The sequence below is a fragment of the Ferranicluibacter rubi genome, from assembly GCF_011603255.1.
In the GTDB taxonomy this organism is placed as follows: Bacteria; Pseudomonadota; Alphaproteobacteria; order Rhizobiales; family Rhizobiaceae; genus Ferranicluibacter; species Ferranicluibacter rubi.
The window spans coordinates 16,342-42,239 of sequence record NZ_JAANCM010000007.1 but is presented as its reverse complement, the minus strand read 5'-3'; the positions used below and the strand labels follow the sequence as shown (position 1 = coordinate 42,239).

The following is a 25,898-nucleotide window of genomic DNA, read 5'->3' as shown; positions in this document are numbered from 1 at the left end:
CGGAGGTCTCGCTAATTGAAGGTCGTTTGGTGGTGATGTTGGACGCTGGGAGGCCGGCCCCCTTGGAAGACGTGCCTGGGTTTCAGGCCGTCTTCACGCGCTTTCGCTGTCGGTAGACGTCGGCCACGACGGCGGCGACGATGATGATGCCCTTGAGCATTTCCTGGTAATAGGCATCGAGCCGGAGGAACGTGAACCCGGAAATGATGACCCCGAAGATGACCATGCCGATCATGGTCCCGAGGATGGAGCCGCGACCGCCCGACAGGGAGACACCGCCGATGACGGCCATGGCGATGGCGTCGAGCTCGTAGCTCGTGCCCATCCCGGCCTGAGCGGTCAGGCCGCGCGAGGCGACGACGATGCCGGCCAGAGCCGAGAGAAGGCCTGCCACTGCATAGACCTTGACCGTGTGACGCTCGACATCGATGCCGGAGACGCGGGCCGCCTGCTTGTTTGCGCCAATCGCATAGGTGAACTTGCCGTAACGGGTGTAGCGCAGGACCACATGCATGATGGCGGCGACGATGAGGAAAATCAGGACGGGAGCAAGCCCCTTGCCGATCGCGGCAAAGCTGTCTGTGGGAAAGCTGATCGGTTGACCTTTGGTGTACCACTTCGCAAAGCCCCGTGCGGTGACCATCATACCCAGCGTCGCGATGAACGGCGGAATGCGCGAGTAAGCGATGAGGAGCCCGTTGATCGCGCCGCAGACGACGCCGACCAGAAGCCCGGCGAGAACCGGCACGATGACCGGAAGATCCGTCAGTCCGGGATAGACCGCCCGCTCGAATGTGCCGACCTGGGCAAGGCTCATGGAAATCATCGCCGTTGCCCCGACGATCGATCCGGAGCTGAGGTCAATGCCGTCGGAGATGATGACCTGCGTGACGCCGATCGCGATGATGCCGATGACCGAGACCTGCAGGATCATGATGGAAAGCCGCTGCGTGTTGCCGAGGAAGCTCTGCCCCTGCAGGATCCAGCCGAGAATTTCAAACGTCAGCGAGATGCCGACGAGCACCAGAAGGATCGTCAATTCCGGCGGAACGCGCCGTCGCGTCTGCTGCAGCTTCGGAACGGGTTGCGTGATGGTGTTCATGTTCGCTGTCTCCTCCCGCGGTGCACGACTAGCGCGCAGCGAGGTCCATGATCTTGACTTGAGTGGCTTCGGCGCGGTCGAGAACACCGGACACGCGACCTTCATGCATGACGACGATGCGGTCGCTCATCCCCAGCACTTCCGGCAGTTCTGACGAAATCATCAGCACCGCGACCCCCTCCGCCGCGAGACCGGTGATGAGCCGATGGATTTCCGACTTGGCGCCGACGTCGATGCCGCGCGTCGGTTCGTCGAGGATGAGAATGCGCGGCTTGGTCAGGAGCCAGCGGGCAATCAGCAGCTTCTGCTGGTTGCCGCCCGAGAGGTTCTCGACAGTCTCGTAGAGGTTCGGGGTCTTCACCCTCAATTGGCGGGCCATGTCCTCGGCAAGCTTGGTCACGGTGGACTGATCGACGAAACCGCCTTTGACGTGCGACCGCGTGATCAGCGCCGACTGTATGTTTTCCAGGCAATTGAGGCTCAGGAAGCAGCCCGTCTCCTTGCGATCCTCGGTGAGGAAGGCAAAGCCCTGCGCCATGGCAGCGCTCGGGCTCCCGATGGTCACCGCCGTGCCGTTGACCAGGATCTCGCCGGATGTGGCAGGCGTGACCCCGAAGATCGCTTCGGCGACGTTCGACCGTTTCGACCCCACAAGCCCTGCAAGCCCGAGGATCTCCCCGCGCCGGAGCGAGAACGAGATGTCGTGGAAGACGCCGGGAATCGTAAGATTTCGAACCTCGAGGATGACCTCGCCAATCGGGCACTCGATCTTCGGAAACATGTCGGTGATATCGCGCCCAACCATCATGCGGATGATGTCGTCGCGGTCGACGTCCGTCGACAGATGGGAGCCGACATATTTCCCGTCGCGGAATACGGTGAACTCGTCGGCGATCTCGAAAAGCTCGTTCATCTTATGGGTGATGTAGACGATGCCGATCCCGCGTTCGCGCAGGTCGCGGATGATCGAGAACAGGCCTTCGACCTCGCGATCGGTCAGGGCGGATGTCGGCTCGTCCATGATGAGGATGGAGCTGTCATAGCTCACGGCACGGGCGATCTCGACCATCTGCTTCTGGGCGACGGTCAGCTCCGACACCTGCGCGCGCGGATCGAGCTTGATGCGCAGACGGTCGAAAAGATCGGCCGTCATCTCCGCCATCCGGCCGTGATCGATGAGGCCGAAGCGGTTTTTCGGTTCCCGCCGGATCCAGATGTTTTCGGCGACCGTCATCCAGTTCATCAGGGCCAGCTCCTGATGGATCATCGCGATGCCCTGCTCGAGCGCATCGAGCGGCGACTTCAATGTAACGACTTCCCCGCGAAGGCGGATTTCGCCGGCATCCGGCTGGTAGATACCAGCGATGATCTTCATCAGGGTCGATTTTCCGGCACCGTTTTCCCCCATGAGGGCGTGCACGGTGCCGCGGCGAACGCGCAGCTGAACGTTATCGAGCGCGACGACACCCGGGAACTCCTTGCGGATACCCTCGATGGAAAGGAGACCGTGGCGCTCCGTCTCTTCGATGACGTGCTTGATGGCTTCGGCAGTTCGCGGACTGACCATATGCAAACCCTCCATGGTGGGATCGGGAAAGGCGTTCCCGCCTCCCCCTTTGTCGCGAAGAAGGTTAGTTCTTGGCCTGATAGTCCTTGAGGTTCGAAGGCGTCACGAGCTCGAAGGGGACGTAACCCTTCTTCTCAACCGGCTCGCCGCGTGCGATCTTCAGCGCGGCATCAACGGCACCGCGGCCTTGGCCAGCGGCGTTCTGGAAGACGGAGACATCCAGCTCGCCTGCGGCCATGGACGCCAGAGCATCCTGGGTCGCGTCGATACCGGCGACGATGACATCGTCCATCGCGCGCCCGGACGACTTCAAGGACTGAATGGCGCCGATCGCCATCTCGTCATTGTTGGCAATAACGGCGTCGAACTGAACGCCGGCGGACAGCCAGTTGGTCATCAGGTCGGCGCCCTGCGTACGCGACCAGTTGGCAGTTTGCTCCTCGACGACCTTGATGAAGCTGCACTCCGGCGTGGCAAGGACATCCTTGATATCCTGGGTGCGCATACGCGCTGCCTGGTTGGAGAGTTCGCCCATCATCACGACGGCTTTCGCCTCGGTCTTGCCGGCAGCCTTCAGCATGCGGCAGACTTCCTTCGTTTCGAGCGTGCCCGACTCCTTTTCATCGGATGCCACGAAGGCCTGCTTCTCGGGAAGGTCGTCCACATTTACCGGCTGCCGGTTGACATAGACCAGCGGGATGCCGGCAGCCGCCGCCGCCTGCGAGAGCGCGACGGTCGCATCGGTATCGACCGGGTTGACGATGATCGCATCGACACCGGACGCCACGAAATTCTGCACTTGGCTCAGCTGCTTGCCGACATCGTTCTGCGCGTCCTCGATCTGCAGCGTGACGTCCTTCAGATCCTTCGAGTAGTCCGTCATGCCGTTGCGAAGAACGGTCAGGAAGTTGTCGTCGAACAGCGCCATCGAGACGCCGATGGTCTCGGCCGAGGCCGTTGTCGCGAGCATCGTTGCGAGCGCTGTCGCCAGGAAATATTTCTTCATCGGGTTCTCCTCCACTTTATTCGTGTTGCCGCCGTTACGCGGCTGTTTATGGGCATGCGTGTCCGATGCCGCTGGCGAACCAGTGACGGGAAACAAGGATCTTGTTGCGTAAGCGGTGAGCTCCTACCTCGTCACCGCAGGGGGACAATTCCGCAGTCGGCCCGACGGGTCAACACGTCATGAGAGGGTCGAGCCGTCATTCCTGATAGAAACGTTCTCGCGATGCTGACGTTTTTCTATCATTCCCTCATAGACTTTCAGGAACCCACAGAAGGGCCGGAAAGAAGCGCTGCCCGGGACTTTCCGCCATGCCGTGCTCGATCGTGTGCACCATTGTCGCAATCAGGTCGGCACAGAGTTCGACCAGCGGCGTCTGGAAAACGCCCGAGATTCGGCGCTCGAGCAGGGCCTGCCGGGATTCCGGCGTGAGTTCGTTGACGAGGCAGGCGATCTTCTCCGAGCGCCTGCTCTCCTTAAGCGCCTCGATAGCACCCTCCATACCACCGCCCATGCAGTAGACGCCGACGAGATCGGGATGGTGCGACAGCGTATCCATGAGGAGTTCATAGGTCAGCCGCCGGGTTTCGAGATTGATATGGGCATCGAGAACCTGAAACTGCGGTGCGAACTCGCGCATGTAAGCGCGAAAACCCATCTCACGGAGCGAATGTCCGTGAAACCGGTGGCCGCCGAGAAACAGGACCACCTTTCCCGGCGAAGGCGACAGTTTGGAGATCATCCAAGCCGCACTTCGGCCGACCTTCATATTGTTGGTTCCGAGATAGGCCTCCCGCACGCCTTGCGCTAGATCGGTCAAGAGGGCAAACGTCGGAATGCCCTTAGCCTTCAGCGTCGAAACTGCGGCCGTCACATCATAATGATCCGGCCCGGTCACCGCGATGGCCGAAACCCTGCCGGCCATGCCGAGCATCAGTTCCGACAGTTCGCTCGGCTCGCCTGAAATCGCGTAAGCGATCGTCACGCTGACATGGCGATCCTTCACGGCCGCGGCCGCCGCATTCAACTGTTCGGCGAAAGCCTGATAGAAAGGCTGTCGCTCCTTCCGCAGAATAATGCCGAACCGATAAGACGGCAAATCAGCCATCATGCGCTGACGGATAATTTTAGCGCCGTGAAAGCCCAGCTTCTCCGCCGCTTCGTAGACCTTACGCGCGGTCTCCTCGCGAACAGGAAGGCGACCATTCAAGACCCGATCGACTGTGGCGACACTCAAGCTGGCCGCCTGAGCAACATCGGCGATGGTAGGACGTTTCATGAAATATCTCGGATGATCGAATGAGTAGCAGAATGACAGCCCCTCTGCGATCAATCCAATCATTGTTGAATTCATCAACCAATTTTCATATCTGCCTCGCTCGAGCGCGATACCGAATTTGACAACGAGACGTATCGCAGCGGCGGCATCCGCCTCTACTACCCCGAGACGACCGGCACGAAATCGGATCTCAAGGACGGCGTGTTGCTCGAAGCCGGCTTTGACACGATGGCTTCCAATATCAACAAGGATATCAGCTCCTGGGCCTATGATTGCGCGGCATCGCGCGTCGAGCTGATCGATAATCGCGCACTTGCCGTTCCCTGCTACGAGCCCGGCTACACGCTGGTCGAGAAGCTCCAGACCATCTCCACTGAATATCGCAAGCAGCAGTAATGGCCAGTTCCCCGCCAATTTCCTTCGGCATTATTACGACGTCTACTGCCTACTGGACCAGCCGGAAGTGCAAGACTTCATCGGTACGGCAGCCTATCTCGCGCACAAGGACCGACGTTTCCCGAAGGCTGACGTTCAGAACATAGGCAGCAATCCCGCTTTCAGCCTTTCCGACCCAGAGACGTTCAGACTTTACGAGCGCGCATACGAGCGGACGTCGGCGCTCTATTATTACGCCAGGCCCAGCCTGGAAAAGATCCTGGCCCGCATCACCTCCCACGCAGGTCGTCTTTGACAACCCCACCCGATTTAGGCTGATCTTTATCGGATCAACTGGTACACGCGCCAAAGGGATGGCTTGGTTGTCCGGTGCATGGTCGAGTTCATGTCGCAAATCCACAGCTGAACACAGATCAAAACTCAGATCGACGCCATTGCCAAGCGGCCTTTTGCCTCGCCTTGAAAAGGTTCGAACCAACGACCCCGTCGTCCAGTAGCCATGCCGGTATTAGTCATCTTCTTGTTGTGACAAAAAAGTCGCTCCTTGGAATGGCTGGTATCAGGCCGTGTCAGGACGGTCCGGTTGTGGCGACGACTAGGCGGTAAGCTGCCGCTCTGCAGCCGCCCATCAAAAGACCTTCCGGAGCAATATGCAATGTCTTGATAGCAGCCATCGCCTTCGGCGCGGCGGCATGGGGAGCATGTGTAGAGAATTTGCGATACGTCTTCGGACATGACTACCTCGCGCGTTGCTATTGACGGTCACCAGCCTAGATCGGTTTCGGCAAAGTCGTTGCCCTTGTAAGCGATCTTCGTGCGGTAAGCCCTGGCGCAGGCATAAGTGAAGCAATCGCCCATATTCAGTTTTGCCGAGTGATTGACGATCTTCCCAAACTGCTGTGCAGCGTCAAGCGCCTTGGTCCCCACATCTCCCGAGATCATAGCCTCTTTGGCTTCAAGGTCCGCGAAGAACTGATCGACCATCCTTCGCGCCTTAGCGAGCATGTCAGGCGTAGCAGGACGGTCGCGGCCTGTCGCCTGTGCCATGCGCCGCGTCAGCGAAAGCGAGGCTTCCAAGCGAACCACGGCCGACACGTAAAAGGGGCCACCGTGCTGTTCGAGCCGCTGCATCAGCTCGCCGGCGTCCTCTTCGCCGGCAAGGATTGCGACGGCCACGGAAGCGTCCACGAATAGCATCAGTCTTCGCCCCACATTTCGTCAGTTTCGCGTTTGTGGTCCCCCGGCGCAAAGGGACCGGCGTCCCGCGCCATCGCGAGGGACTTGGCCAAGCGCTCGCGCATGGGCAAGCTGCCCTTGCGGCTGGCGATCTCGCGCCGGAGGGCAGTTTTCACGGCATCAACCTTAGATGTCTTGGTCAAGCGGATCAGCTCTTCAGTGAGCGTATCAACTTCCGGATCTTTGATGTAGAGCGGCATGATGCATATCCTTTCGAGGAAATTATAATATGCTCGAAAGGATATGCTCGCAATGGCCTCCAGATTTTTCCATAGAAAAGTTGCTTTACCCCTTGCGTAGCCTTGCAGCGTTCTAGCTGCGCAACTTCAAAGAACGTTCTGAATATATCTTCATTAAGCACGAGCTCCCGCACAAGCGGGGTCGAGGGACCATCTGAAAGTTTCAAAAAATGGCTGGCCCGACCTGGAAAGCTGCGGTTCCAATCCGCGTTAACGGCAGATGGCTACTGTAGTCGGTGTTCATGATCCTGACGGTGCAGCCAGTTGGGCTGCCGGTTCCGGAATGGAAAGCCCGGCCAAGTCGTTCGGCCTTGGCGACAATCTCAAGCGAAAGGTCCAGCAGCTCGCCATTGGGATGCTCGATACGCGCCGGCGCGACGCGGGTAGGGCTTCCTCAACAGTCATATCGGCCGATATTTTAATTTCCTATCGTACTTAAATATAAAGGATTTTGTCGATTTTCCATGGCCTTTGGCCGATCTCGGCATAAGTCGATTACGCCATCGTTCATCACCCCAGTCGCAATCGATCACTCGTTGGATTATGGATCATAAAACCTGAGACAATCACTCCTATCGTGAGGCACGGGGCATGCCGACGGATCATATTGTGCAACCATCATGCACATTGCTGGCATACATTTCGGGAAAAGTAAGATTTGAGTGGAGACGGTCCCAAGCGGTACATCAACAGTCGGCTGATGGTCTCATCATTGCGATGAGAGCCACGACATATCAAGATCCAGGATGTTTTGGAGGCGGACTTGTTAGACGTTTACGCGGACGGTTCCTTCCGCCCGAAGTCTTCGACCGGTGGGTGGGCGTTCGTGGTTTTCCAGCACGGGCAGGAGATCCATCGGGCGCTTGGGTTTGCGACCGGGATGTCGAACAACACTTTCGAGCTTTTGGCTGTTTTGAAAGCAGCGGCGTGGATCGCAAACGAACATGCCGACACCTCCGCCACCATCTGGACGGACTCGAGCCAGACGGTGAAAGGGTGTCAGATCTCCAGGGCTATCTGGAGAAACAACGGTTGGCGCCGTATCGAGGCAAATCCAAAGAAGCGAAATCGTGTCATACAGGACGTCGCCTTATGGCAGGAGCTTGACCGTCAGCTCACCGCCAACCCTCGCATTCGCATTGCATGGTGTCGCGGACACGATGACATTCCAGGCAATGAACTGGCCGATGCAATGGCGCGGACGGCGGCAATGGCAACGAACGTCACCATCGGCTAGACGTCACATCCTCTTTTCTGCGCCGAAGGGTTGAGCATCCGGAGCACTCGGTAGAGACCCAGCGCATGCGTGAAGCGCCGCGACGACCATCCGCAGATATTCTCCACGTCTGCCATCTCCCGCCTGTCCCGCTTCGCTCGACAGCTCGCCCCGTATCCTGTCGATGAAGCCCAGATGATCGAATGTGTCCGACCGCACGTTCACCTCGACCTCTTCGACGTAATGCGACACCAGCAAACCCAGATCGAGGTTCCTGTCCGCCTGGTACATCAACGCCATCTGTTGGGCGAGTTTGACCATCTGCACGTATGGTCCGAGCGCAGCGCTCATGACATTCTCCTCTGTGGCTTGCTGTCCCGATCACCGATAGGTAGCGGAAAGGACGTCGAATTGCTCTGAAGATGGGGATGCCGGATCGCTAAGCTATCTCTGTCCGAGATAAACTTTCCGTCAGAAGCGCCGTATGCAGCCAAGGCTGTCCGCACGGCAGACGCCCGTGATCGGGTAGCAAGAGGGGAAAACGCTCCCTGCGTTGACTTGGTCGGATCTGAGGCCCATCTCACCGCCATGTCGAAGCGCGAGAAAGATGACGTCGAACTCCTGCGGACCTGGACGTTGCCGTCAGCGGCAACGCTCGGCTCATCGGTGCGCGCGAAGGGTATTCTTCTGGAAATGCGCGCGCGACTGCCGGCATCATCGAAGAAACTGCTCGTTCTGGAGTCTGGGGAACTTGTTCTTGCGATGCCCGCCAGCGCGAAGACCGAATTCAACGCAGCCGCCGGCGTTGTCACTGCGGCGATGAAAGATATCGAAAGCCTCCCGGTGATCCCGCGCGAGATCCAGGACATCCTGACGATCAAGCCAGGCGAGAGACACCGCTGGCTGGCGGACGGTCGCCTTCCGAGTGCCGGAACAAGAACAGTCCGACTGGCAGGCCGCGCCAAGAAGATCACCTTTCACGTCTTCGATCCCAGGGTTGTCGAAGACCTCCTCGATAGCGGGAGGGTCGATGAATGGCGAGAGGAAGACCTGGCCGCTGCCGCCGAAAACCGACGGCGGGCGGCTTACAAAGCCAAACTCACCCGTTCGTTGAGGAAGGGTCGGAGTGTGGTGGCGTCACCGTCCGCAGCTCTGGATGAGGCGGCTGCAAAACTGGATGACTGGGAAGCGTTCGGCCGCGACGGGCTGTTGCGTTGATCTTTAAAAACAACGTGTTCGGCCCTCATCATAGTGATTGAACTGCGATGCGGTTACCTTCGCTATCAGCAATTTCGGCGACAAACCCAATCTCGTTCACCGGTGTCTTTGGAAACAAAATCTCGCTCCCATACCCAACAGCCTTGGCCAGAACGTCGTCAACGTCTGCGACATTAAGATAGATGATTGCTCCATCTCGGGTGGGAACGTAGACATCGCCTTGGGCAAGCGCTGCGCTGGCACCACCTCCACCTTCTTCGAAAGGGAAATAGGCCATTCTGTTGTCGTGGATCGTGACAACGTCTCCAAAGTTCACCCCGAACACAGCATTGTAGAAGCGCATGGCTCTATTGAGATCTGTTACAGGAATTTCAACGTGGGCAATTACGTTCACTCAAGGGCTCCTACGACATGACCTCTGCCATTGCTGACTGTGCCAAACTCCGACGAGATTCCGGAGAATAGATGCCCTTGGTAGACTTTGCCATGGAACATATATCTCGCCTTCACATGCAACCGGCAATGGAAGACGGAGGCTGAAGCCGCCCGGGTTTCCAAACAGGCTCAGAGGCCATAAGATCGCCCAGTTCGCCCCTGTTGCGAGCCGTTCTTCATGCCTGGAAAAAATGCCGAGAGCCGTGCCGCCCACATCGTCGCTACGCCGGCAAGCCCGCTTTCGACCGCCCTCGATTGCAGGCAAAGTCGCACGCCCCCGGCTTCTCGATCTCCTGTCGCTGCCTCGGCAACGACGGCTGACGATCCTTGTCGCGCCGGCCGGCTACGGCAAGACATCGCTTGCCGCGCAATGGTATCACCGGCTTCTGTCACAAGGCCTCACGCCCGCATGGATTTCGCTCGGGCCGGATGACAGCGACCAGAGCCGGTTTCTGCTAGCGATGGTCGAGGCCCTGGACCAGACCCTCGACCATCCGGCCAAGCCGATCGATGCTGGCTCCGTGTCCGTCGCAACGCTCCTGTCCGTGCTCGTCACGCGTCTGCAGCGCGTTCAGCCGGAGGCGACCCTGTTTCTGGACGATTATCATGCGTCCCAGACCGATGGCACGGAGGCGATCGTCGCGCGGCTGCTGTCGCATGACGAGCTCGGGCATATCCGGTTCGTGCTCGTTTCCCGCAGTGCGCCACGATTTCCGACATCCGCCCTTCGCCTTGCCGGGGAGGTCAAGCAGATCGGGCTTGCCGAGCTCGGGTTTTCCGACGACGAGGCGCAGGCCTTCTTTGGCGGCGATGGCGCCGCGCTGAGCGGCCCGCAGCTGAGAAGCCTGAACGAGCGTGCCGAAGGCTGGGCGGTCGCCCTGCAGATGATGCGGATTCTGCTGGAGGAGTCCGGCGCCGACAGTCCGGCCATCCTCTCCGCGTTCAGGGACCGCAGCGGTGACATGGGACAATATTTGTCGGAGCAGGTCTTCTCAAGCCTCTCAGCTCCCCTCCAGAGACTGCTTCTCGAAACGTCGTCCCTGCCGGCCATCAGCCGCGGGCTCGTGAACGCGCTCTGCGACGAAACGGTCGTCGGCGCCTTCGCCTCCCTGCGCGAACAGGCCCTGCCCATTGCGGTGCTCGATGACGAGGGACAATGGCTGCGCCTGCATCCCGTTCTCACGGGGTTTCTGAAGGAGGAGGCCGTTCGTCTCGGCATCGACAGCAGCGCGATCCTTGCCCGTGCCGCGCGCTGGTTTGCCGGAGAAGGCGATATCGAGGCCGCGGTCGAGCATGCCTTCGCCGCCGGCGCGCCGGAGCTTGCGGCCGAGATCATCGAGGCGGCCGGAGGCTGGCGGCGGGTGTATACGACGAACCGAGGCGGTGCGGCCCTGTTCCGCAAGCTGTCGGACGAGGCGGCACAGATCGATCTCTCGGCCTACCCTCTCACCACGCTCGGCCTTGCCGTTGTCAGCGCCAAGACCGCGCAGCTCGATGCGGCGGATTATTACCTTGAGATCGTGTCCCGTGGAGCCGACACCATGGACGAAGGGCTGGCGAGCGCGCTTCGGGTCGTGCGGGTTCTCGTTTCGCTCTACACCGACCGCTGGGTCAGCAGCGCGGATCTTGGAGAACTGGAGCGCGACCTTGGCCGTCACTCCGGCCGAGAGCTCGTGCATCGCGCGCTCTCGCTCAACATGCTCTCCTATAATTTCCTGATCCGCACCGACCTCGATCGCGCTTTGCATTACGGGAATCTCGCCATGCAGGCGTTCCGGGATGGCGGTGCGGATTTCGGAGCGTTGCACCTCTATACCCATATCGGCCAGGCCTCCTTCTTCAGCGGCGATATGACCTCGGCGGAGGAAGCCTATGACCGCCTGATCACCGAGGTCGCTGCGCATATCGGTCGTGGCAGCGATTTCGATGCCGTCGGCCATGTGCTGAAATGCGAGGTCCTGTCGATGCGGGGGGACATCGTCGAGGCCGGACGTGCGCTTGCCTGGGCGCTGCCGCACGTCGAACGGCATGACACGTGGCTCGATCCGCTGGCCGCCGGCCTGCTGGCGCAGCAGCGCGTTCTCATCCTTTCGGGCGACACGATCGGTGCGCACGCGGCCATGGACCGGGCGCGGTCAACCGCAAGACGGCGTGGTTTCGACCGGCTGGTCCGGATGATCGATGGCGAGCGCGTCGCGCTGCTGATCGCGTCGGGCGATCTCGCGGAAGCCGCGCGCTATGCCGAAGCAAGCGGGTTCGGCGAGAAGGCGGCGCGGGCGGACCAGCCGAACGACCTGTCGCTGCGGCTGAGGGGAACGGTGCCGGCCCTTCTGTGGGTGCGGATGCATCTGGCACAGGGCCGCCTCGACGTGGCGCGCGATCTGCTCTCGCGGCTGGAAACGAGCCAGGCCCGCAAGCCGCATGTTCTGCGCCAGATCGAACTGCGTCTTCTCGGCATCCGGCTGGCGATGGCTGCTGGCGATAGCACGACCGCCGCCAGCCAACTTTCGGATCTCGTGCTCGGCCTGCCCGTCATGGATTATCGCGCCGTCCTCCTGTCGGAAGGGCCCGCCTTTGTCAGTGACATCCTCGCGCTCGCGCGCGCGGCACCGGTGCCCGGCGTCGTCCTGCAGCGCCTGTTGCAGGCGGCCGGATCGCCGTCTCCGGTCGTCACGAAGACCGGCGGCCTGACGGAACGCGAACAGGCCGTGATGCAGCTTCTGAGCGCGGGTCTGGGAAACAAGGATATTGGCCGGCGACTGTCCCTCAGCGACAACACGGTCAAGTTCCACCTCCGGAATATCTTTGCGAAGTTCGGCGTGACGACCCGCACGGGCGCGGTGGCGGCAGCACGCACAGCCGGCCTGCTTCCCTGACGTTCTGACCCTTGCCCACCCGTTCGGGCGGGTATCGCTGGCCGCATCCCACCCGTCTGGCTGGCTATGCCGCGTTCCCATCCCCTCCTACGCTGTGTTGCACGAACCAAGGGGGTCCACATGCTGTCCGGACAGAACGCCGTCGATCCGGTGACGCAGGAAATCATCGAGGGCAAGCTCGTTGCCACCGTGGATGAGATGGGCATCGTGATGGCCCGCACCAGCATGAGCCCCGTGATCTACGAAGTGCTCGATTTCGCCTGCGGCCTCCTGACCCGGGATGGCGAGCTCGTCGCGCAGATGAACGGCATCACGCTCTTCACGGGCACGTTCGGCGTACAGGTCAAGGCGTTGATCGCGCAATTCGGCGAACAACTTGCCGATGGCGACGTGCTTCTGACGAACGACCCCTATGCCGGGGGCACGCATGCCTGCGACTTCGCGATCGTCAAGCCGCTCTTCGTCGATGGCGAGATACTGGCATACGCGATCAACGTCGCCCACTACCTCGATGTCGGAGGCTCCGTGCCCGGCAGCCTTGCGCCCAACGCCACGTCCGTCTTTCAGGAAGGCCTGCGGCTTCCCGGCGTGAAAGTGATGCGGGCCGATGCGTTCTGCGACGAGATCCTTCACGTCATCGCCGCCAATGTCCGGATGCCGGAGATGGCTCTTGGCGATCTCAACGCGCAGATCGCCACCGTTCGCGTCGCCGGTCGTCGGATGGCGGAGCTTGCGGCCAAGTACGGTGCGGACGTGGTCGAGGCAGCTTTTGCGCATCTTCTCGCCACCAGCGAAGCCAGCGCGCGCGCAGCGATCCTCGCCTTACCGGACGGCGTGTATACGGCAACGGACGTGATCGACGGCGATGGCTTCACCGACGCACCGATCGAGGTCAGGGTCACGATCACCATTGCGGCGGATCAGATCGTCGCCGACTTTACCGGCTGCCCGCCCGCCGTCGCCGGGCCCATCAACTGCGCACGCGGCGCGCTGCAATCCGCCGTCAAGACCATCGTCAAGGCCCTCATCGACCCACAGGCGCCATCCAACGAAGGGTGGTTCCGCCCCCTCGACGTCGTCTGTCCGCCGGGCACGGTGTTCACGGCGGAACTGCCCTCGCCGACCGGCTGGTACTACGAGGGTTCGGTCCACGCGTCGGAACTGCTCTGGAAGGCGCTGGCGCCGCTCCAGCCCGGACGGTTCTCCGCCGGGTCCTATTCCAGCCTCTGCGTCGTCTACATTTCCGGCCGGGATGAAACCGGCATGCCCTTCATCCACATCGAGCCGCAACATGGCGGCTGGGGCGCAACGCCGGACGAGGACGGAGCCGGCGCGCTGATCGCGCTGACGGATGGCGACACCTACAACTATTCCGTCGAGGTGATCGAAGCCCGCTTTCCGCTGCGGGTTCGCCGCTACGCGCTGAACGTCGAAGGCGGCAGCGGCGCCGGGCGCCGACGCGGCGGTTTCGGCATCATCAGGGAGTACGAGGTGCTCTCAACGGAAGCATCCGCCTATGCCAGCTTCGGCCGAACGAAAACCCTCCCCTGGGGCGTTGACGGCGGGGCGGAGGGAACCGCAAATCGGCTCGAGATCGAACGGCACGCCGGAGGCCTTGATGTTCATGGACGCATCGCGCATCTCGATCTCGCGCGAAACGATATCTTGCGGATCGTCACCGGTGGCGGTGGCGGCTGGGGAGATCCGAAGGAGCGCGAACGGCCAAGGATCGAGCAGGATCTGCGTGACGGACGGGTGACGCGGGATGTGGCGCTTGAGATATACGGCTACGAGGAAGCGGCATCATGATCAGACTGGCAACGGATGTCGGCGGTACGTTCACCGATCTCGTCGGCTACGACGAGCGCAATGGCCGGCTTTTTACCGCAAAGAGCCTGACGACGACGGAGGATCAATCCAAGGGCGTCCTCGACGCGATTTCCGCCTGCGAGGCGACCGACGGCCTTGCCACCCGCGACGTGACGTTCTTTGCCCATGGCGGCACCACCGTGATCAACGCAATCACCGAGCGCAAGGGCGTGCGAACCGCACTGGTCACGACGGCGGGGTTTCGGGACGTGCTGGAGATCGGGCGCGGCAACCGGCCGGACCTCTATAACCTCCAGTTCAAAAGCCCCGAACCTTTCGTCCCGCGCCACTTGCGTTTCGAGGTCCGTGAACGGATGGACGCCAGAGGAAACGTGGTTCTTCCGTTCGAGGAGGCCGATCTGGCGTCGATCATTGCAGCCTGCAAGGCCGAGCGGATCGAGGCCGTCGCGATCCTTTTTCTCCACAGCTACGCAAACCCGCTGCACGAGGAGATGTGCGCCCGCCTGCTGGCCGCAGCGCTCCCGGAGGCGACCGTCTGTGCAAGCCATGCCGTTTCCCGGCAATGGCGCGAATATGAGCGGTCGAACACCGTCGTGCTGAATGCCTACGTCCAGCCGATCATTCAGCGCTATTTCGAACGGCTGGAACGCGCCCTGATGGCGCGCGATCTCACTTGTCCCTATTACGCCATGCAGTCGAACGGCGGCATCTCCACATTCGACCAGGCGACCGCGCGCCCGCTGACGCTGGTGGAATCCGGACCGGCCGGCGGCGTCGCCGGGGCGGCCTGCATCGGTCGCCTGCTGGGCGAGAGCGAAGTGCTCCACCTCGATGTCGGCGGCACGACAGCCAAGTGCTCGCTGATCCATGAAGGGCGGCCGACGCTGAACGTCGACTACAAGCTCGAACATACCCGCATTACCCCCGGACATCCGGTCCAGGTACCGGTGGTCGATATCGTGGAGATCGGGTCGGGCGGCGGTTCCATTGCCCACCTCGACAAACAGGGCCGCCTGCGCGTGGGGCCGGAAAGTGCCGGCTCTTCCCCGGGACCTGCCTGTTACAATCGCGGCGGCACCCGGCCGACCCTGACCGATGCCCTCGTCGTCATCGGCATCTTCGACCCGCAGAGTTTTGCCGGCGGGACGATGCGCCTCGATGTGCCCAAAGCGTCCGAGGCGATCGCATCCGTCGCCGGTCCCCTCGCCATGTCGGTGGAGGATGCCGCACTGGCCATCATCGAGATTGCGCATGCCAGCATGATCAACGCTTTGAAGCTGGTGACGGTGCAGCGCGGCCACGATCCGCGCGATTCCATCTTCATCATCAGCGGCGGCGCCGGCCCGGCGCTGGCTAGCCGCCTTGGTCGCGACCTTGCCGTCAAGGCGACCATCGTCCCGCCGCATTCCGGCATCTTCTCTGCCTGGGGCATGCTGGCCGCCGAGCCGCGGGCGGATTTCCGGTCGACCTGGTTCGCGCCTCTGTCGCACGAGGCTCTTGCAGCCCTCGCTGAGCGCTTTTCCGGCCTCGAAAGGGAAGCGACGACCTACTTCGCCAAGGACGAAGACGCCCCGATCCGCTTCCTCTATCAGGTCGAGGCGCGCTATCGCGGTCAGGAACACGGCGTGTTCGTGGGCTTCTCCGTCGAGGACACGGTCGAAAGCTTCTCCGAACGGCTGCACGCGGCGCATGAGCGCGCCTATGCCTTCCGTCTGACGACGACGCCGGTGGAGATTACGACGATACACCTCGAAGCCGTCCTCGAAGGCCCGGTGATCACGCTGTCTGTACAGAGCCCGGCCGGGCGATCGCTCAAGGCGGCGCTGAAAGGCGATCGACGGGTCTATTTCGGCCGGGATACCGGATGGCTGCCCTGCCCCGTCTATGATCGCTTGGCGTTGCCCATCGAGCAGGACATCCCCGGCCCGCTGCTGGTCGAGGAAGCGACGACCACCAGCCTCGTTCAACCCGATCAGGTGCTGAACCTGACCGCAAACGGCATCATGGTCATTCGCGAAGCCGGACGAGGAGGACGCTAGATGGCGATTGCAATCGACATACAGTCGGTGAGCCGCTCCTACGGCCCCATCAAGGCGCTGGATGGCATCGATCTCTCGATCAAGGCCGGCGAGTTCTTCACGCTTCTCGGCTCCTCCGGCTGCGGAAAGAGCACGCTCCTGAAGCTCATCGGCGGGTTCGATCGCCCGAGCGAAGGTTGCATCCTGCTCGATGGCCGCGACGTGATCGACGTTCCCGCCAACCAGCGGCCCGTGAACACCGTTTTTCAGAGTCTCGCGCTGTTCCCGCACATGACGGTTGCGGAAAACGTCGGCTATGGTTTGAAACTGCGCGGTCTCTCCGGGGCCTCTCTCAAGGCGAAGGTCGAGGATGCGCTGGATCTGGTCGAGCTTCCCGGCTTCGGCCCACGCACGATCGGCATGATGTCCGGCGGACAACGCCAGCGGGTCGCTCTTGCCCGCGCCCTGGTCATGGAACCGGGCATCCTCTTACTCGACGAGCCGCTGACGGGCCTCGACGAGCGCCTGCGCCAGCAGATGCGCGACGAGTTCGGCCGGCTACACCGGCGAACCGGCGCGACCTTCATTCTCGTCACGCACAATCAGGATGAGGCGCTGAGCCTATCGGATCGCATGGCGATCATGCACAAGGGCCGGATCGAGCAGCTGGGTGTGCCAGCGCAGTTCTTCGAGCATCCCGCCAACAGCTTCGTCGCCCGCTTCGTCGGCATCGATACCCTGCTCAAGCCGGAGCGGATCGAGATGCGGGATAACGGTCCCCACGCCATCGTTGGTGGCCAGTCTCTGCGGCTCCGCGCGCCAGTGGCAACCCTGGGCGCCGACAGCCTCGTCGCCGTTCGACCGGACAGGTTGCGGATTTCGGAGAGCATCGACACCGCAGATCTCGTTCTGACGGTCGTGGCGACCACGTTTCGCGGGCTGCAGACGGATGTGCGCCTTACCTTTGCGGACGGCCAAAGCCTCGTGGCCGTTGTTTCCAGCGACAGTCCCGCGGCGACGATGAAGCCGGGCACGCAGGTACCGCTTTCGCTTCTTCCGGATGCAGCGATGCTTCTATCAGGTTCGGGAATGCCGCCGGCCGCTTGACGCGCCGGAGGTTAACAAAAAGGGGAACGACCATGACGAGACGTCCAGTGCCTTCCGCATTCGCCAGCAATATCGGCCGGCGCCAGATCCTGAAACTCATGGGCCTCGGGGGCACGGCTCTGGCAGCCGGCGGCCTCGGCCTTGGGCAGCGCGCCCTTGCACAGGAGGCGGGAACGGTCGCCTTCTGGGCAACCGCAACGCTCGACATCGCCGACAAGTGGCCGGAATTCGCGACCCAGGCCGGCGTAGCCCCGGAATTCACCGACAACGGCAACGATCTCGGCCCCGTCATCGCCCGCCTTGCCGCGGGGAACGCCAACGATCTGTTCGACGTCGGCGGTTTCCAGGGCGGCGCGGAAAAGGAACTCGCCCGTCAGGGCGCCATCGTTCCATGGGACCTCTCGAAGATTCCGAACTACGAAAGCGTCTGGTCGTGGGCCAAGGACATCGCCTATCTCAAGCAGGACGGCAAGCAGTACGGCATTCCCACCGTCATCAATGCGGACTCGATCATCTATCGGCCCGACAAGCTCGGCAAGATCGACAGCTACGGCCCCATCTTCGACCCGAAGCTGAAAGGCCGCGTGGCCATGGAGGATGCCTGGATCAACAGCGCCATCTTCACTGCCATGTACCTGAAGGAAAGCGAGAACCAGCCGATCAAGGACCCGGGAAACCTGTCGGAGTCCGAACTCGGCCTCGTCATGGAATTCCTGATCAAGCACAAGACCGACGGACAGTTCCGCACCTTCTGGAACGGTTGGGAGCAGGGCGTGCAGCTCGTCGCGGACGAGGAAGTTGATGCTATGACCGGCTGGGAACCGATCGTCTACGAAGGTCGCAAGCGTGGCCTTCAGGTGGAATATGCCGCACCCGTCGAGGGCTATGAGGGCTGGGGCAACAATACGGTGCTGCTGAAGGGCGCCGAAGACCGCGGAACGGCTGAAGCGGCGCATCGGTTCGTCGACGGGCTCCTGGGCGGCTTCTATGGTTGCGAGCTCGGCAAGGCGCGCGGCTATATCGTGCCGACCGACAAGAACCTCGACTACGCCAAGGCCCACCCGACGGAATATGCACCCGAAGAGGTCGAAAAACTTGCCGAGCACGTCAAGGCGAAGTTTGCGGGCAAAGTCTTCTGGCAGAACGCGCGGCCAGACAATTTCCAGCTCTACGAGGAATGGTGGCAGAAGCTGCGGAATGCCTGATCGCGTGACGGAGAGCTCCGCGATCTCCAGAGAAGGCCGGCGGCAATCCTTGCCGCCGGCGCCGTCAACCGGATCCCGCCCATGAACCGTCGCCCCCTCGCCCTCATCGCATCGCCGCTCCTTGCCATCCTCATGCTCGGCGTCGTGCCGCTGGTGCTGGTGCTGGTCTGGAGTTTCTGGACCTGGGATCCCGCCACCTACTGGATCAAGCCGGATCTGAGCCTTGCTGGGTACAGCGCGATCCTCGACGCGGGTCGCTGGACGGTGATCGTCTCGACCCTGCTCAAGGCTGCGGGAACAGCCGCCTTGTGCGTGGTTCTGGCTTTTCCCATCGCCTATGCCGTTCATTTCCTCAGCGGGCCGCGCCTGCAGACCTTGCTTCTCGCTCTGATCACGATCCCCTTCTTTACCTCCTACCTCATACGCGCCTTTTCCTGGCGGCTGGTCCTCGGGCGAACCGGCATCGTCAATACGACGCTCCAGCAGCTCGGCCTGACGCAAGCACCGCTGGACTGGCTGCTGTTCAGCAACTTTGCCGTCGTGGTCGGACTGGTCGCCTCCTATCTTCCCTTCGCGGTCTTTCCGCTCGTGCTCGCCTTCAGACGCGTCTCTCCGGACCTGATGGCCGCCGCGCAGGATCTCGGCGCCGGTTTCTGGCGCGCTGTCCTCACGATTCTCGTGCCGCTGACCATGTCCGGCATTTTTGCCGGCTTCCTGTTCGTCTTCGTCATGGTGGCCGGCTCGTCCACGGAGGTGCAGATGCTGGGTGGCGCCGGCGCCTCCATCGTCTCGGTGATGATCAACGACGTCATGCGGGTCGCCAACTACCCCCTCGCCTTTGCGATCTCCACGGTCGTCCTCGCCGTCATTTTCGCGCTCGTGCTGATCGGCAATGCCGCCTTCGGACTGGCATCGCTGTTCGGGGAGGAGGAACGATGACCGTCCACGAAGGTCTCGGCAACCGCATCGTCCTCTGGGTCATCGCCGTTCTCGGCCTGCTGGTGATCTACGCGCCGCCGCTCTATCTGCTCGCGATATCGTTCAATCCGGCGCTGCAGCCGGGCCTGCCGAGCCTGTCGGCGCTCAGCCTGGACTGGTATATGGCGCTTCCACGGGAGAAGGCCCTGATCGGCGCGCTCCAGCAATCCTTCCTGATCGCGTTCGTCACGGCTGTTCTCGCAACGTTTCTGTCGCTTCTGGCCGCCCTCGGTTATGTCGAGCTGCGGCTCGGGCGAACCACGTGGTTTCTCGCGGTCCTCCTGCCCATGTTCGTGCCCGGCGTGGTCCAGGGGCTGGCGCTCTCCGCCGTCTTCACCCGGATCGGCGTGAAGGCTTCGATGATGACGGTCATTTCGGGTCACCTGCTCTGGGCGATGCCGTTCGCCTTCATCGTCATTCTCACGAGCTTTGCGGCCGTGCGGCAGAACGTCCTGCTCGCGGCAGCCGATCTCGGCGCCGGCCGGTGGCGGCAGTTCGTCGATATCACGCTGCCGCTCATCCGCCCGGGCCTTGTCAGCGCCTTCATCTTCGCGTTCCTGCTGTCGCTGAACGAGTTCACACGCGCCTTCTATCTCGCCGGACGTCAGAATACCCTTCCCGTCGTTCTCTTCAGCAAGATGAACTCCGGCGCCTCCCCCGTGATCTACGCCATGTCCGGCGCCATCTTCATCATCTCTGTTCTGATGGTCGCCGCACTGGCAATGTATAATCTTGTGAGAGAAAAGCGTATGAACTGACCTAGACGAAGCCGATGCATGTGGTGTTCCCGGCCAGTTGATGATGTCCGAAGAACGTCCTGCCATTCCGGATGATGTTCAATCCGAGCTTTGGAAAACGGGCAGAGGGAATGACCGTGCCCCCTCACGCCGGGCATCCTCGACCGCTTGGCGCATGAGGCGCTCACCGATCTTTCGGCCCCCACCCTCCCGGATCTGCGGCGGGTCGCGGTGCTTTACCCAGTCGCGTGGCGTTCCGCATATCAGTATTTCGCCGGGCATCAACGAGATGGGTCCTGAAGTCGCTGCCTATATCCACGCCCCGAATACCGCGCCGGTCGTGCTGGGCACCGATGGCTTGTCGGGGCAACGACGGTCCCGACTGCTGGTTCTCTTCATCGCCGGCAACATCATCACGGCGGTGGGGCCATCCTATCCGATCGCTCTCGTCGGTCGCGTGATCACCTCTCTCACACATGGGCGTTTTTCGGCATAGGTTCGATCATGGCGGCCGATCTGGTCGCCCCCAATCGTCGCACGAGTGCCATAGCCTTTATGTTCACGGGACTGACCCTCGCCACGCTGATCGGAGCACCGGCGGGGACCTCGCTGGCACAGACCGTATCGTGGCGTGCGACATTTTTCGCGATAACGGTAATCGGTATTATCGCCATCGCAGGGGTGCTGCTGCTGGTGCCTCGCGGCGAGCGCCACGAACCGCCGCGCTTGCGCAGAGAGCTGACGGCTTTCACCGATATTCGTGTTCTGCTTGCCATGGGATCACGATCCTCGGTCCCGCGGCATTTTTCATGTCCATCACGTATGTAGCCCCTATGATGATAGAGGTTGCCGGCTATACCGAGGGCGCAATCACATGGCTTTTGTCGCTGTTCGGACTGGGGCTGTTCGTCGGCGATATTCTCGGGGACGCTTCGCAGACCGGCGCTGATGCTTGCTGCTCTATGTAACGCTCGCCACGCAGGCCATCGTTCTGCTGACCTTCTCTTATATCGCCGACAGCCAGATCGCCTCAGCCATCTGTATCGTCCTGATGGCGACCTTCGGCTTCGCCACCGTCGCGCCGATCCAGAGGCTGGTCACGGACAATGCACGCGCAGCCGGCGCACCGAACCTTGCCTCGGTGGTGAACATCGGTCTGTTCAACCTCGGCAACGCCATCGGCGCGTGGGCTGGTGGTGCCGTGATAGCCGGCGGCTTTGGATACGCCACGCCCGACTGGGCTGGCGCCTTCCTGTCGGCAGCGGCACTGGTGCTCGCACTCGTGTCTGGCGTTATCGGCCGAAACGACAAGCAATTGCCCGTACCGGCATCCGCAGCGGACACATAGTCCGAGATCGGGCGGCCGTGTTAAATGGGCACTTCCTTGCTGGATAGGCTGATCAGCCTTTCGCCACATCATTTGTAAAGCAATGTATCGACGCCGCGGCGCTGGCCGGCTGACGCGCCCTACGGGCGCAACAGTGTTGCCCTGCCTTTCCGATGACTATGAGGATAGAACTTCAGCACCTTGGATTCCCTCTCCTCTCCTGAGGACGATGACGGATCTTAACCTCCAAGGTAGCAAAAGCTGGGATAAGCGAAAGGCCGCAAACGTCTCTCAGCATTGCGCGGATCGGCTCGCCAAGCTAGTTTAACATGAACAAGAATGTCATCTTTGGATTTTCATGCGCGTTGTTGTGTTGGTTTTCATAAGCATGCTGCTGTCTTCTCCCGTCTTCGCTCAATGTGACGGTCGGCTCATCGAGGACGGCGCGTTTCTTCACCCGCCGCTCTGCGCTCCCAAGGAGCCGAAGAGGATCGTATCCCTCGTCCCGACGTTCAGCCTTGGCATAGCGCTGGAGCTTGGCCTGCCTGTCGTCGGCGCTCCGCTTTTCGGGATGAGTGATGAGGATCTGAAATCCAGAGCTGAGGCTGCTGGTGTCGTGGATCTCGGTTCCTTCATGGAGCCCAGCATCGAGAAGATTGTCGCGCTTCAGCCCGATCTCATCATCGGCAGCGACTTCCTGGGCGAGGAAGCGTACCAGATGGCATCGCGATTGGCTCCCACCGCACTGCTCACCGGAGCGAACTGGAAAGAATTTTATCGCACGCTGGCAAATATCACTGGCGTCGCGGATGGAATGGAAGGTCGCTTCACCGAATACGAAAAGCGGGTTGCATCCGTTCGCGAGCGGGTTCCCAAGGATGTGCGCGTGTCCGTCGTCCGCATCACGCCTTGGGAGTTCCAGGTTTACCTTGATGAACCCGATGCATGGGCGCCGTTCGACGTGCTGCGTGAGGCGGGTGTCAGGCGTACGGATTTCGAAACATCCGAAACGAAGGTCGGCACGAAACGGCTCGATTTCGAGGGGCTGACCGGCCTGGATGGGGATATCCTGCTCTACATCGTCGGCGGATCCAACGATTCAGCCACCAGCGGCAGGCATGAGGCGGTGCTGGCGAACCCATTGTGGAAAATGCTGCCGGCCGTGAAAGCAGGCCGCGCTTATCGAGTGGACGCAGCCACCTGGATGGAGTTCAGCGGTCTAGCCTCGGCCAATAAGGTTCTCGATGACATCGAGACCTACATCATTTCGAGGCCGTGAAATGGCGATCGTCACGTCGACGAGGCGCAACAGCCCTGCGATGCGCATCTTTGCTTTTGGCCTGCTTGCACTTCTCCTTGCTTTTCTGAGCCTGTGGTCGCTGACGATCGGTACGACAGCGATACCGCTGGGTGACGCGCTGCATGCCATCATATCGGAGGGAACCACACATCAAGACCTAGTGATTTCCACGATCAGGCTGCCGCGCATTCTCACGGCCATCATCGTAGGCTCCACATTAGGCGTTGCCGGAGCCTTGATGCAGGCGGTCACAAACAATCCGCTGGCTTCACCCGATCTGCTGGGCATCAGCGCCGGGGCGGCTTTTGCGGTCGTCATATCCATCGTCTTCTTCGACGCGCAATCTCCGCTGGTGTTCCTATGGTTCGCCTTCGGTGGTGCTTCAGTAGCAGGAGTCATCGTCTATCTGATCGCGTCAGCCGGCATATCCGGTGTGACACCTGTTAAGCTCGCTCTGTCAGGCGCCGTGCTGAGCGTTTTCCTCGGTTCGGTGTCCGCTTCGCTTCTAATCTTCGACATGAAAGCCATCGACACGATCAGAATGTGGTCGGTTGGTTCATTGACGGGAAAAGAAATGGCTGCCGTCGCAGCCGTGGTACCCTTTGCCCTGGCTGGAGTTGCTGCCACTCTGTTGCTTGCAAGAGAGGTGACGACGCTCAGTCTGGGGGCGGACGTCGCGCAGGCTGTCGGTCAGAATGTCCTGTTATGGAGACTTGTTTCGGGAGCCCTGGTGGTCCTGATGGCTGGAAGTTCGGTTGCGCTCGCAGGCCCTATCGGATTTGTTGGACTGGTGGTGCCACACATCGTCCGCTTGAGCCTCGGCGTCGACTACCGCTGGATTTTACCTTTCTGCGCGTTATCGGGAGCTTTACTGGTCGTCACGGCAGACGGGCTGCAAAGAAGCCTGACAGAGATCGACATTCCGGTCGGCGTGACGCTTGCCTTGGTTGGCGCGCCTTTCTTCATCTGGCTGGCGCGATCGCGCGCTGGCGGGATTGGTTGATGCGGAGTGTTCTTGTTCTATTGGGCATGACGGCCGTCATGCTGTTCGTGGCACTGGCGATCGGCGACCACCCAGTCGCGTTGGCGCAAATTATTGCGGTGCTCACCGACAGCCCGGTGGCGGACTTGCAGTCCATACAGATTGTCCGCGACATTCGCCTTCCAAGGGTTATCATGGGTTTCCTGGTCGGTGCATCGCTTGCAATTGCCGGCATGATCGCACAGTCGGTGCTTCGCAATCCGCTGGCAGAGCCGGGCCTGATCGGTGTCAATGCCGGCGCGGCACTCGCTGCGGTTATCGTCATCGTCAAATTCGAGGTGCCTCCCACACACCTCCTTTCGTGGCTGGCATTCGCCGGAGCGCTCACAATGTCCCTTGCGATCTATGCGTTGTCATGGAACAGCGGCAGCTCGTCGCTGCGCATCATTCTCATTGGCATCGGCCTCAGTTCGCTGGCGTGGGCTGGAGCCAATTTCATTTCTGCCTTCGGAGACCCCCAAGCCGTGCAGCGAGCGATGATCTGGCTCTCCGGCAGCGTCTACAACAGCACCTGGGAGAAAATCCGTACACTTGTCATATGGCTGGCGATAGGAATGGCCGGTAGTGGACTGATTGCGCGGGAAATGGACCTTCTTGCCCTTGGGGACGAGACGGCAAGAGCACGGGGGCAACCGGTAGAACTGCTCCGTGCCGTCATGTTCGTCCTTTGCGCGGTTCTGTCTGGCGCCGCGGTCGCTGCGGCAGGTCTGGTCGCATTCGTCGGACTGATTGCGCCGCACGTCGCTCGCTTGCTCGTGGGTCATTCTCACGGTCTCATGCTGCCGGTCACGGCGCTTGCCGGCGGACTTCTGGTGGTTGCTGCCGACCTTGCAGCCCGCACCCTGTTTATGCCGGCACAGCTACCGGTCGGATTGATGACGGCTATTCTGGGCGCGCCTTTCTTTGCTTACCTGATGTGGCGGAAGAGAAATGTCTGATCAGTCTGCCCTCCCTATCCTGGAAACCCGCGCCGCCTCCATCGGATACGGCGCGAGACTAATCCTGCGCGACCTCGACTTTTCCATTCCCGAAGCTTCCTTCACGGTGCTCCTTGGTCCGAATGGCTGCGGAAAATCGACTCTCCTCCGCGCACTTGCTGGCCTGATCCGGCCGCAGCAGGGCACCGTGTTGATCAACGGACGCTCGATCTCGACATTTCCACGAAAGGAACTGGCGCAACGGATCGGGCTTCTCTCGCAAAACCAGTCGGCGCCGGAAGGCATGAGGGTCAGGGATCTGGTCCGGCAGGGCCGTTACCCATACCGTACCCTGTTTGGCCGATGGACGAAGGAGGACGACGAAGCCTGCGAAGAGGCGCTCGCAGTCACCGACACGGCACATCTCGCGGGCGAGAAATTCGATACGCTTTCCGGCGGACAGCGACAGCGCGCCTGGATTGCGATGACGCTCGCGCAACGAACCAGCGTTCTCCTGCTCGACGAGCCGACGACCTTTCTCGACCTTTCGCATCAGATCGATACCCTGCGTCTTGCGCGAAAGCTTGTTCGCGAACGCGGCGTGACGGTGGTCGCAGTCTTGCACGACCTCAATCAGGCCGCACGCTACGCTGACAATCTGGTTCTTTTAAAACATGGCGCGATCATCTCCGAAGGTCCCCCGGCGGATGTCCTGACACCCGAGACCGTCAAGCGTGTCTTCGATGTCGATGTGACAATCCTCATCGAGCCTCAGACCAAGGCTCCGATCTGCGTTCCGGTGGAAGACGCTGACCTGTAAAATGAAAAACCCGCCGGGCTGCAACGCCTGGCGGGTTTGAAGAAGCCTGA

General features: G+C 61.3%; 25 protein-coding genes. 17 read left to right on the top strand and 8 right to left on the bottom strand.

Going from position 1 to position 25,898, the window contains the following annotated elements; translation table 11 throughout:
• Positions 1 to 82: 82 nt before the first annotated feature.
• From G8E10_RS14550 to G8E10_RS14535, 4 genes are all read right to left on the bottom strand, one after another.
• Positions 83 to 1,102, bottom strand: a complete 1,020-nt coding sequence (locus G8E10_RS14550) for an ABC transporter permease (protein WP_110802782.1) — start codon at positions 1,100 to 1,102, stop codon at positions 83 to 85.
• Between the two features lie 28 nt (positions 1,103 to 1,130).
• Positions 1,131 to 2,669: a sugar ABC transporter ATP-binding protein gene (locus G8E10_RS14545; RefSeq protein WP_110802781.1), complete on the bottom strand. Its 1,539-nt coding sequence runs from the start codon at positions 2,667 to 2,669 to the stop codon at positions 1,131 to 1,133.
• Positions 2,670 to 2,733: 64 nt separating this feature from the next.
• Positions 2,734 to 3,675: a sugar ABC transporter substrate-binding protein gene (locus tag G8E10_RS14540; RefSeq protein ID WP_110802780.1), complete on the bottom strand. Its 942-nt coding sequence runs from the start codon at positions 3,673 to 3,675 to the stop codon at positions 2,734 to 2,736.
• 247 nt (positions 3,676 to 3,922) lie between these two features.
• Positions 3,923 to 4,951, bottom strand: a complete 1,029-nt coding sequence (locus tag G8E10_RS14535; protein WP_167129968.1) for a LacI family DNA-binding transcriptional regulator — start codon at positions 4,949 to 4,951, stop codon at positions 3,923 to 3,925.
• A gap of 463 nt (positions 4,952 to 5,414) precedes the next feature.
• On the opposite strand from G8E10_RS14535, the gene G8E10_RS26005 reads away from it, so the two are divergent.
• Positions 5,415 to 5,642 carry a hypothetical protein gene (locus tag G8E10_RS26005; protein ID WP_210206311.1) on the top strand — a complete coding sequence of 76 codons (228 nt, stop codon included), beginning with the start codon at positions 5,415 to 5,417 and terminating at the stop codon, positions 5,640 to 5,642.
• A 467-nt stretch (positions 5,643 to 6,109) separates the two neighbouring features.
• Here G8E10_RS26005 and G8E10_RS14525 read toward each other — a convergent pair whose 3' ends face one another.
• Positions 6,110 to 6,544 (bottom strand): type II toxin-antitoxin system VapC family toxin, encoded by a 435-nt coding sequence (locus G8E10_RS14525; RefSeq protein ID WP_110802778.1) that lies wholly within the window; start codon positions 6,542 to 6,544, stop codon positions 6,110 to 6,112.
• Positions 6,544 to 6,783: a type II toxin-antitoxin system VapB family antitoxin gene (locus tag G8E10_RS14520; protein ID WP_012653071.1), complete on the bottom strand. Its 240-nt coding sequence runs from the start codon at positions 6,781 to 6,783 to the stop codon at positions 6,544 to 6,546. Before G8E10_RS14520 ends, G8E10_RS14525 begins: the two co-directional genes overlap by 1 nt.
• An 802-nt stretch (positions 6,784 to 7,585) precedes the next feature.
• On the opposite strand from G8E10_RS14520, the gene G8E10_RS14515 reads away from it, so the two are divergent.
• Complete coding sequence (locus G8E10_RS14515) at positions 7,586 to 8,059, top strand: RNase H family protein (RefSeq protein WP_245420216.1); 474 nt, start codon at positions 7,586 to 7,588, stop codon at positions 8,057 to 8,059.
• Positions 8,060 to 8,062: 3 nt separating this feature from the next.
• Here the strand turns inward: G8E10_RS14515 and G8E10_RS14510 are convergent, their stop codons facing one another.
• Positions 8,063 to 8,389, bottom strand: a complete 327-nt coding sequence (locus G8E10_RS14510; RefSeq protein WP_181425265.1) for a hypothetical protein — start codon at positions 8,387 to 8,389, stop codon at positions 8,063 to 8,065.
• 237 nt (positions 8,390 to 8,626) lie between these two features.
• Here G8E10_RS14510 and G8E10_RS14505 point away from each other — a divergent pair, with 237 nt between their 5' ends.
• The gene (locus G8E10_RS14505) at positions 8,627 to 9,256 is read left to right on the top strand and encodes a hypothetical protein (protein WP_167129873.1); all 630 of its coding nucleotides are present in this window, start codon (positions 8,627 to 8,629) and stop codon (positions 9,254 to 9,256) included.
• A gap of 28 nt (positions 9,257 to 9,284) precedes the next feature.
• On the opposite strand, the gene G8E10_RS14500 is transcribed toward G8E10_RS14505, so the two are convergent.
• Positions 9,285 to 9,650, bottom strand: coding sequence for a VOC family protein (locus G8E10_RS14500; protein ID WP_110802775.1), 366 nt, complete (start codon positions 9,648 to 9,650; stop codon positions 9,285 to 9,287).
• A 232-nt stretch (positions 9,651 to 9,882) separates the two neighbouring features.
• Here G8E10_RS14500 and G8E10_RS14495 point away from each other — a divergent pair, with 232 nt between their 5' ends.
• The 14 genes from G8E10_RS14495 (at position 9,883) to G8E10_RS14435 (ending at position 25,848) form a co-directional block, all read left to right on the top strand.
• The gene (locus G8E10_RS14495; RefSeq protein WP_167129872.1) at positions 9,883 to 12,567 is read left to right on the top strand and encodes a LuxR C-terminal-related transcriptional regulator; all 2,685 of its coding nucleotides are present in this window, start codon (positions 9,883 to 9,885) and stop codon (positions 12,565 to 12,567) included.
• A gap of 120 nt (positions 12,568 to 12,687) precedes the next feature.
• Complete coding sequence (locus G8E10_RS14490) at positions 12,688 to 14,376, top strand: hydantoinase B/oxoprolinase family protein (RefSeq protein WP_167129871.1); 1,689 nt, start codon at positions 12,688 to 12,690, stop codon at positions 14,374 to 14,376.
• A complete protein-coding gene (locus G8E10_RS14485) occupies positions 14,373 to 16,436 on the top strand; it encodes a hydantoinase/oxoprolinase family protein (RefSeq protein WP_167129870.1) in 2,064 nt (687 codons plus the stop codon). The genes G8E10_RS14490 and G8E10_RS14485 overlap by 4 nt, the downstream gene beginning before the upstream one ends.
• Positions 16,437 to 17,522, top strand: a complete 1,086-nt coding sequence (locus tag G8E10_RS14480; RefSeq protein ID WP_132449400.1) for an ABC transporter ATP-binding protein — start codon at positions 16,437 to 16,439, stop codon at positions 17,520 to 17,522.
• Between the two features lie 32 nt (positions 17,523 to 17,554).
• Positions 17,555 to 18,727, top strand: coding sequence for an ABC transporter substrate-binding protein (locus G8E10_RS14475; protein WP_167129869.1), 1,173 nt, complete (start codon positions 17,555 to 17,557; stop codon positions 18,725 to 18,727).
• Positions 18,728 to 18,808: 81 nt separating this feature from the next.
• The gene (locus G8E10_RS14470) at positions 18,809 to 19,666 is read left to right on the top strand and encodes an ABC transporter permease (protein ID WP_110808017.1); all 858 of its coding nucleotides are present in this window, start codon (positions 18,809 to 18,811) and stop codon (positions 19,664 to 19,666) included.
• A complete protein-coding gene (locus G8E10_RS14465; RefSeq protein WP_110802768.1) occupies positions 19,663 to 20,463 on the top strand; it encodes an ABC transporter permease in 801 nt (266 codons plus the stop codon). Before G8E10_RS14470 ends, G8E10_RS14465 begins: the two co-directional genes overlap by 4 nt.
• A 268-nt stretch (positions 20,464 to 20,731) precedes the next feature.
• Positions 20,732 to 20,938, top strand: a complete 207-nt coding sequence (locus G8E10_RS26000) for an MFS transporter (RefSeq protein ID WP_207903382.1) — start codon at positions 20,732 to 20,734, stop codon at positions 20,936 to 20,938.
• 8 nt (positions 20,939 to 20,946) lie between these two features.
• Positions 20,947 to 21,270 carry an MFS transporter gene (locus G8E10_RS25995; protein ID WP_207903383.1) on the top strand — a complete coding sequence of 108 codons (324 nt, stop codon included), beginning with the start codon at positions 20,947 to 20,949 and terminating at the stop codon, positions 21,268 to 21,270.
• A 124-nt stretch (positions 21,271 to 21,394) separates the two neighbouring features.
• On the top strand, positions 21,395 to 21,790 hold the full coding sequence (locus tag G8E10_RS25990) for an MFS transporter (RefSeq protein WP_281517594.1): 396 nt from the start codon (positions 21,395 to 21,397) through the stop codon (positions 21,788 to 21,790).
• A gap of 337 nt (positions 21,791 to 22,127) precedes the next feature.
• Complete coding sequence (locus G8E10_RS14450) at positions 22,128 to 23,048, top strand: iron-siderophore ABC transporter substrate-binding protein (protein WP_110802767.1); 921 nt, start codon at positions 22,128 to 22,130, stop codon at positions 23,046 to 23,048.
• A 1-nt stretch (position 23,049) separates the two neighbouring features.
• Complete coding sequence (locus tag G8E10_RS14445) at positions 23,050 to 24,072, top strand: FecCD family ABC transporter permease (protein ID WP_167129868.1); 1,023 nt, start codon at positions 23,050 to 23,052, stop codon at positions 24,070 to 24,072.
• Positions 24,072 to 25,049, top strand: coding sequence for a FecCD family ABC transporter permease (locus tag G8E10_RS14440; RefSeq protein WP_132664582.1), 978 nt, complete (start codon positions 24,072 to 24,074; stop codon positions 25,047 to 25,049). Before G8E10_RS14445 ends, G8E10_RS14440 begins: the two co-directional genes overlap by 1 nt.
• Entirely contained in the window at positions 25,042 to 25,848 is an 807-nt protein-coding gene (locus G8E10_RS14435) for an ABC transporter ATP-binding protein (protein ID WP_132449405.1), read from the top strand. Before G8E10_RS14440 ends, G8E10_RS14435 begins: the two co-directional genes overlap by 8 nt.
• The last annotated feature ends 50 nt before the right edge of the window (positions 25,849 to 25,898 follow it).

What these genes read in the sequence shown, in the direction of transcription:
- G8E10_RS14550 (WP_110802782.1), bottom strand. Translation starts at nt 1,102, where the DNA reads ATGAACACCATCACGCAACCCGTTCCGAAGCTGCAGCAGACGCGACGG.
- G8E10_RS14545 (WP_110802781.1), bottom strand. Translation starts at nt 2,669, where the DNA reads ATGGTCAGTCCGCGAACTGCCGAAGCCATCAAGCACGTCATCGAAGAG.
- G8E10_RS14540 (WP_110802780.1), bottom strand. Translation starts at nt 3,675, where the DNA reads ATGAAGAAATATTTCCTGGCGACAGCGCTCGCAACGATGCTCGCGACA.
- G8E10_RS14535 (WP_167129968.1), bottom strand. Translation starts at nt 4,951, where the DNA reads ATGAAACGTCCTACCATCGCCGATGTTGCTCAGGCGGCCAGCTTGAGT.
- G8E10_RS14525 (WP_110802778.1), bottom strand. Translation starts at nt 6,544, where the DNA reads ATGCTATTCGTGGACGCTTCCGTGGCCGTCGCAATCCTTGCCGGCGAA.
- G8E10_RS14520 (WP_012653071.1), bottom strand. Translation starts at nt 6,783, where the DNA reads ATGCCGCTCTACATCAAAGATCCGGAAGTTGATACGCTCACTGAAGAG.
- G8E10_RS14510 (WP_181425265.1), bottom strand. Translation starts at nt 8,389, where the DNA reads ATGAGCGCTGCGCTCGGACCATACGTGCAGATGGTCAAACTCGCCCAA.
- G8E10_RS14505 (WP_167129873.1), top strand. Translation starts at nt 8,627, where the DNA reads ATGTCGAAGCGCGAGAAAGATGACGTCGAACTCCTGCGGACCTGGACG.
- G8E10_RS14495 (WP_167129872.1), top strand. Translation starts at nt 9,883, where the DNA reads ATGCCGAGAGCCGTGCCGCCCACATCGTCGCTACGCCGGCAAGCCCGC.
- G8E10_RS14490 (WP_167129871.1), top strand. Translation starts at nt 12,688, where the DNA reads ATGCTGTCCGGACAGAACGCCGTCGATCCGGTGACGCAGGAAATCATC.
- G8E10_RS14485 (WP_167129870.1), top strand. Translation starts at nt 14,373, where the DNA reads ATGATCAGACTGGCAACGGATGTCGGCGGTACGTTCACCGATCTCGTC.
- G8E10_RS14480 (WP_132449400.1), top strand. Translation starts at nt 16,437, where the DNA reads ATGGCGATTGCAATCGACATACAGTCGGTGAGCCGCTCCTACGGCCCC.
- G8E10_RS14475 (WP_167129869.1), top strand. Translation starts at nt 17,555, where the DNA reads ATGACGAGACGTCCAGTGCCTTCCGCATTCGCCAGCAATATCGGCCGG.
- G8E10_RS14470 (WP_110808017.1), top strand. Translation starts at nt 18,809, where the DNA reads ATGAACCGTCGCCCCCTCGCCCTCATCGCATCGCCGCTCCTTGCCATC.
- G8E10_RS14465 (WP_110802768.1), top strand. Translation starts at nt 19,663, where the DNA reads ATGACCGTCCACGAAGGTCTCGGCAACCGCATCGTCCTCTGGGTCATC.
- G8E10_RS26000 (WP_207903382.1), top strand. Translation starts at nt 20,732, where the DNA reads ATGGGTCCTGAAGTCGCTGCCTATATCCACGCCCCGAATACCGCGCCG.
- G8E10_RS25995 (WP_207903383.1), top strand. Translation starts at nt 20,947, where the DNA reads ATGGCGGCCGATCTGGTCGCCCCCAATCGTCGCACGAGTGCCATAGCC.
- G8E10_RS14450 (WP_110802767.1), top strand. Translation starts at nt 22,128, where the DNA reads ATGCGCGTTGTTGTGTTGGTTTTCATAAGCATGCTGCTGTCTTCTCCC.
- G8E10_RS14445 (WP_167129868.1), top strand. Translation starts at nt 23,050, where the DNA reads ATGGCGATCGTCACGTCGACGAGGCGCAACAGCCCTGCGATGCGCATC.
- G8E10_RS14440 (WP_132664582.1), top strand. Translation starts at nt 24,072, where the DNA reads ATGCGGAGTGTTCTTGTTCTATTGGGCATGACGGCCGTCATGCTGTTC.
- G8E10_RS14435 (WP_132449405.1), top strand. Translation starts at nt 25,042, where the DNA reads ATGTCTGATCAGTCTGCCCTCCCTATCCTGGAAACCCGCGCCGCCTCC.